Source organism: Tessaracoccus caeni (genome assembly GCF_029211185.1).
Lineage (GTDB): Bacteria > Actinomycetota > Actinomycetes > Propionibacteriales > Propionibacteriaceae > Arachnia > Arachnia caeni.
Map to the genome: position 1 here is coordinate 1 of NZ_JARGDO010000059.1, position 897 is coordinate 897.

The 897-nt window shown below is 59.6% G+C and carries 1 protein-coding gene and 1 rRNA gene; both read left to right on the forward strand.

The window, feature by feature from the left end:
* The first annotated feature begins 1 nt into the window (after position 1).
* Positions 2 to 118, forward strand: a 5S ribosomal RNA gene (gene rrf, locus P0D62_RS18975).
* 104 nt (positions 119 to 222) lie between these two features.
* A complete protein-coding gene (locus P0D62_RS18980) occupies positions 223 to 798 on the forward strand; it encodes an exonuclease/endonuclease/phosphatase family protein (protein WP_275704088.1) in 576 nt (191 codons plus the stop codon).
* Positions 799 to 897 lie beyond the last annotated feature (99 nt).

The window sequence follows — 897 nt, forward strand, 5'->3', positions numbered from 1 at the left end:
TTTCGGTGGTCATAGCGGAGGGGAAATACCCGGTCTCATTCCGAACCCGGAAGTCAAGCCCTCCAGCGCCGATGGTACTGCAACTGGGAGGTTGTGGGAGACTAGGACACCGCCGGACACATAAACAACAAAGCCCCCGCAGGTAACTGCGGGGGCTTTGTTGCGTTCTGGCCCGCGCGTCGGATTTTGTACCCGGGCTGTCCCGGGTCTACGGTAGGCGAGATGAAAACTTCTCAGGTATCTCTCAGCATTGGGAGGGCCATCGCGATGGCTCTCGGATTGCTCGTGGTCCTGGGTGTTGGGGGGCCCCAGGCTACGGCAGAAGCGACGGTCAAACAGACCGTCGCACGCGCCAGTTCGGCGACAGTAACAGTAGCCAGCTACAACATAGCTTCGAAGAGCAAGGACGCGGCCACTCGGCCGTGGACATCGCGTCGGTCAGCTGTGGTCAAGACGATCAGGGGCCAGATGCCGGACGTGATCGGTTTGCAGGAGGCGTCGCAGGGGAAGCTCGCCAACTCCGACGTCAGTCAGGCCGAGGATCTTGTGAAGCGCCTTGGGGCGCCGTACAAGCTGGCCAACACCGCACGGTATAACTGTGAGAACGCAAAGTCGCCATACAAGTGCGTACCGAAGAACCGGGGCGCCTCGAACAGCCAGAAGATCGCCTACAACAGCAAGAAGTTGAAGCTGATCAAGAAGGGGTCGAAGAAGACCGCGAGCACAAAAACCCGGTTCGAGGAGGAGCGCTACGTCGAGTGGGCGATCTTCCAGGGTGCCGTCAAAGTCGTGTTTTAGGTTGTCAGGAGTAGTTTGAGGGCCCGGTCGGGATGTCTGGCGGTGTGTCTGAGGGCTTTAGCGATGTTGGTTGCTCCGGTGTAGCGGTGGAGGCTGATG

Bases quoted from the DNA above. Each gene is read 5' to 3' on its own strand.
- P0D62_RS18980 (WP_275704088.1), top strand. From the start codon at position 223: ATGAAAACTTCTCAGGTATCTCTCAGCATTGGGAGGGCCATCGCGATG.